This is a genomic window from Ruminobacter amylophilus (assembly GCF_900115655.1).
GTDB lineage: Bacteria > Pseudomonadota > Gammaproteobacteria > Enterobacterales > Succinivibrionaceae > Ruminobacter > Ruminobacter amylophilus.
Window position 1 is genome coordinate 1 of record NZ_FOXF01000081.1, and the last position, 5,668, is coordinate 5,668.

General features: G+C 40.0%; 2 protein-coding genes. One reads left to right on the plus strand and one right to left on the minus strand.

Annotated features, from left to right (window positions below; genetic code table 11):
• Nucleotides 1-10: 10 nt before the first annotated feature.
• A complete protein-coding gene (locus BMY80_RS11630; RefSeq protein ID WP_245730186.1) occupies nt 11-478 on the minus strand; it encodes an ATP-binding protein in 468 nt (155 codons plus the stop codon).
• A 453-nt stretch (nt 479-931) separates the two neighbouring features.
• Between BMY80_RS11630 and BMY80_RS11635 the strand changes: the two genes are divergently transcribed.
• On the plus strand, nt 932-5,095 hold the full coding sequence (locus tag BMY80_RS11635; protein ID WP_093143872.1) for a hypothetical protein: 4,164 nt from the start codon (nt 932-934) through the stop codon (nt 5,093-5,095).
• Nucleotides 5,096-5,668 lie beyond the last annotated feature (573 nt).

Consider the following 5,668-nt stretch of genomic DNA (forward strand, 5'->3'; position numbering starts at 1 on the left):
TTACAAACATCTACAGTTTACACGGTAAATCCACGTTTTTACATTCTTTCGTGGAGGTCGTTTCATATTGTCTGTCGCCATTGATTGTAAGCACAGTGCAATGATGAAGCAGTCTGTCTAAAATAGCAGTGGCAGCAGTTGAATCACCAAGTATCAGTCCCCAGTCACTGACAGGTCTGTTGCTGGTTACAACAGTACTTTTTGATCCATATCTTCTGCTTACCAGCTGAAACAAAAGATGTGAGCCATTTGCGCTGAATGGACAGTAGCCCAGTTCATCAATGATGAGAACTTTAACTTTGGCTAGTTTCTGCATTTTTTGTTCAAGCTTTCCCGTTTCACTGGCTTCGGTAAGTTCTTTAATAAGAGCTTCTGCAGTTTTAAACAGTACTGAGTATCCTTGCTTTACAGCATGCAGACCGAACCCAATGGCAAGATGTGTGGACGTAATGTGATTTAGTAGGCCAGCTTTAACCAAATTACTTTACCATCGTTAACCTAATGGTTTACACCTCTAACTTAATTATCAGGCCATTTATAATTTTTTCAGACAGATTTGCTGACCAGGATTAATCTAATCAGCAGACCCTTGTTAACTATTTCACTTCGCACAAAACCATATGAGATTACAGTAATTATCGAAGTTGATGAAAACTCTGATATGATTACACATTCTTTTCACCAGATAAAAATAAGCTCCCAGAAAATCATCAGATATTCCCTAACAAGAAGAGATGCCCCCTGTTCTCAATTCCTCAAAGCCTTTAAAAATTTGAATTCATCTCCAAAACATTAAAAAATTCCGCTCCGGTAAATTCCAAAATTAAAAAATATGATTCAAGGCATAATATTTATCAGAAATAATAGATAGTATTATTGTTATACAGATAATTCTTATTCACCATATTTAGTATTTTATACGGAGTTCTATATGATCGGAAAAGGTTTAAGTGAAAAAAGCTCTGCCATTCTGGCAGAAGCCATGAACAATCTTGCCAATTCCATGATGGTATTGGCAAGAAGCCTCCATGAACTGAGTTCAGATGAAGAAAATACTTCATCTGAACTCAATCCGGCAGATGATATTTTAACCGGCAGCGCACAGAACCAGCATGAGATTTCTGATTCCCCTTTCATGACCGGTTCACCTCTGGGATCCATCATGTCTGCAGGACTGCAGACAGATATCTTCAAATCAGAAGACAGTACCGGGTCAGCAGATTATCCTTCAGCAGACAATACTGAAAATTCAGGAACCTTTAATGCCATACCATCGATTACACCTTCTACATCTGAATACAATGATGACACGGTTCTGGGAAATGCTCTAAAACTGTTCTGCTCATCTAACGAAATAACCATAAACCGCATAGAAAACATATCCAGGGAATCATCCATATGGTTTGTTCTTGCGGAAATGATCGGGAAGAATTTCATGGAACTTCAGCCTATCATTATGGGCCTGAAATCCACTCAGGGTAAGAAAACAAACTGTATCGTCAATATCTCCAAATATCCTAAACCGGTACAGGCCGTCTGTATAAAATTTGCTAAGACACTATACGATAATGCCCTGCTCACCGAATACAGAATTTCAAATTATCCGTTTCAGGCCATAGTTGCCCGTATTCAGAATGACGGAACTATCATCAATTTCGTTACAGGACACTGGATGGAAATATTTGTTTACGCCACTGTTCGCGAAATTCTGAACTATTACAGAAATCAGTGCGGTATAGACATGGAACTGTACAGTAATATCAGCATCATGCTGCCTACAAATGAGTATTTCGAACTTGATATTCTGTGTTTTGTAGGCAACACGCCATTATGGATAGAATGCAAAAGCGGAGAATATCAGAGCCGTATCGTAAAATACAAGAAATTCGCCAGCCGGTATAACATTGAACCTCGTAACTCTTTCACTGTTATCGCCGGTATCACCAACGAACAGTCTGACAACATCTCCGGAATTCATAAATACAATGTTCTGACACTCAAAAATTTCAGAGAAAAAATCGCTCAGGCGGTAATGGACATCTGCATGTCGCACACATCCGGCACTGAATCAGAAGCAGTGTCTCAGACTCAGTCTGAAGAGAAATATGCTAGCGCAAATAAATCTTCTGAAGAAACCTCTGTTATACAGAACACAGCTCTTTCTGAACAGAAGGACAGTTCAGTTACATCCTCAGACAGCACCGCACTATCTACAGATGATACCGGAAATACTGACGGTGCACGCACATCTGGAAACAGAAGCAACAGAAGCATCTATAACAGAATGATGTCTGTGATAACAGCCATCAGACCTGCTTCCGGTACCGGCATCAGGAAATCAGAGACAGTAAGCGCAAATGAATTCTCAGAGGATGATTATCCTTTTGTTAATGATGAGATTGCAGAATTATTCAGATCACAGAACATTCGGGCAATACCTAACACCACGTCATTCAATGACTCGCTTTTAGACAGCCTTGCTCATTTTCCGGCAAGAAACTACAAACCGGCAGCCAAAATTTTCAAGGCTGTTATCAAGGGAATCAATAAATCAAACCATGATATACATTTGCGTACAGCTAATGAATCCGCACTGGATATCGGTGTCATGGTACAGATGTGTCAGTTCATGAAAGACAAAATGAATGTCATTGAAGACTTCTGCTATAACAGAAATACCAGAATCATCAGTTTCACCATTCTGCCAAACAGTAATTTCAACAGATTTCTTACTGAAAATCTGTGGATCGAACATGAAATCGGTTATCAACTGACCAGAATACTGTCACACAGTATGAATCATGATTTCGGCATTAGCCGAAATCTCGGCATGCACAAAGGGAACATCAGAGTAACTCCTGACTTTCTGATAAGGAAGGGACATAACTGTACCGCCATATCTGTTCTGAAATCTGCAGATGAAAAAGACAAACTGATTGAAGAACTTGAACTTACGGGAAAATGGTTATCAATTCCTAAGGAACGATTAATTCTGGTTCACTACAACATTCCAGATATCAGTTCAGGGAAATCCGGTATTACTGTTCTTAATCTTGCTGATTTCAGTTCAGGCATCAACAGTATTATTGCCTTACCGGGAGCAAATACAGGTAACGACGCACCGATACAGATTATACATCCTGCTGATCTGGCGTTCACTCCTGAAAAGCTTCTGTCAGCCATGAAGGATTATGACATATCATTAACCGGCACGGATGAATGCATCACTGCACTTGATGGCGCTTCCAGCGAACTGTTAAAGAACCATAAGGCATTTTCTCAGGTTCTGAACAAACTGCAGAGTGCGGCAATGAATAATCAGAAAAGTATTGTATGCAGAGTAAACAGCTTCGACGGAGTACTGAAATCTTCACTGAACAACATGTGCAACTCATTTGTAAATGCAGGCATTTTTTCTTCTCATGAATATCACAAATCAACAGAAGATCCGTTCTTTTCCATAAAAATCGGTAACGCTCAGCAGCTGACTGACTTTTTATCAGGAGGATGGATTGACAATCTAATCAGTTCACGAGGTCTGAAATTCATTGTCAGCAGTCTCAGAGAATATACCGGAACAGCTCCAATTGATGTCAGCTGTGCCAGAACCATTCGCCTGAAAACACGCAATGGAGCAGACATTAAAACATCATTTCTGGTAAAACATGCACACGGCTGGTCGGTAATTGTCTCCTGTCATGAAAATGAATACGAAAAGACTGTTAACGATTTACTGGATCTGTGCGATGTACTGAATATCGATGATTCGCAGGCAACAATTGTTCTGAAAGAAGAAAAATCAGCTTTATCCAATATCGGAGATCCGAATCGTAAACTTACAGTATGCACCTATGCTGAATATCTGCAGAATCTTCAGGCAATATTCCCTTGTGATCTGCTTATATGTCCTGAAGCGGAGGTATCACCTGCGAAGGATAGCACTGCTGACGGGGAAAAGCAGACGAAAGACGTTAATGATATTCAGGACTCTCAGCACACTGATTATCAGACATCTTCAGTCGCTCAGGATGATGGTGACAACAGCGGTATTAAGGAACCAAATGATTCAGCAATCTCCCCTTCTGATACTCCTCAGTCCATGAATATGAACACGAATAGTGAGACTTCAGGTTCCGCTGATAAAAGCACTTCAGGTTCCGCTGATGAAAGCACTTCAGCTTCCAGGACAGAAAAATCATCAGAAAGTGAAATGAATGATTTCATCAACAACCACCTCATGGATAAGGATGAATGCTTCGCACTTATGGATGACGATGTCTTCTCAGTGATAAATACTCAGAGATATACAAAAGAAACATTACAGAGAGACAAACTTTCACTTGAAATCATGCGGGATTACTGCAATGACAAAAAGTACGCGACATTATTCAATGCTCTGATGGATGCGGCTTCAAAAGAAAATACAAGTTTTGTGCTGGATATGAATCTTGATCATGAAACCCGTGAAAGTTATCTTAAAATTATGAAGTCACTGGAAAATCTTCAGCTGATATCCAAAGTCGACGCTTCCGAACAGGAATATGAAGCTGTCATAACAATTCAGAGACCCAGAGCACTGCGAGACTTTATAACAGAAGGATGGTTCCACAACCTTGGCGGACGCCTGATTCAGGACAGACTTTTCAGATTCTCAAACGATTATCAGGAGATATTCTATGTATTTGCCAGAAGTACGGAACTTATTTACGAAAACTTCCGTATTACTTTTGACCTAATCCTGAGATGCAATATGGGACTCATGATCTTTGACTTTGCTACAGTAAATCCTGAAAACTACGCCAATGAACTCGGCATGTACCGTGAGTATATAGGGCTAGATGAAAGCAATGTGGTCCTGGTATGCCTTAATGAAGACGAAGATCTGCACTTCAGACTTGCCAACAAGTACAGAATTACGGTCATCGGATTCAGTATGCTGAATGATTTTCTCGACTACTGCATAGATCCAGAAATTATGGATGCCGTACCGGAGGATGACCTGTACTCTGCTGACGAAAACTCTTTTGATGAAGAAGAACAGGTTCTAAACAAGTACGGATACTGTCCGGGAATTTTTGACTATATGAAAGATTAACTTATGGTAAGGTGGTGAAGCTCTTCTTGTCAGCCGTTACGCTGTAAGATCTTTGATGGCACTGTAAACAGTGATCCTCGATGAAAGACCAATAGAACTCGCGGCGAACCATTGACCTGAGGTAACCAATCCCCGTATAACAGAGTGGCCAATACCGTGCTTACACTGAGGAAAATGTCTTGCCTAAATTACTGCTTGACAAGAGTCGTTTCATAACAGATCTTATAAGTGACCAGAGTATGGAACTGTTTCCTCCTAAATCTCTTAAGTAACTGACGAATAGGATAATCGGCAATTATGCCGGTTGTCCTTCAGTGGTAACATATTAAGGTTAAGCGTGGTAAAGTAAAAAAGTTAACAATGGACTGTTAATTAGATTAATCGTGGTAAACAAATCTGCCTGAAAAAATTATAAATGGCCTGATAATTAAGTTAGAGGGGGTAAACTATTAGGTTAACGATGGTAAAGTATTTTGGTTAAAGCTGGCCTACTAAATCACCTTACGTCCATCAATGCGGATAAGCCCGCACTTGTCAGCTTTTCTGGTTTCCTCGCGTATGTTTGTAAAAAAC

Coding starts and splice junctions, on each gene's coding strand:
- BMY80_RS11635 (WP_093143872.1), top strand. CDS start 932: ATGATCGGAAAAGGTTTAAGTGAAAAAAGCTCTGCCATTCTGGCAGAA.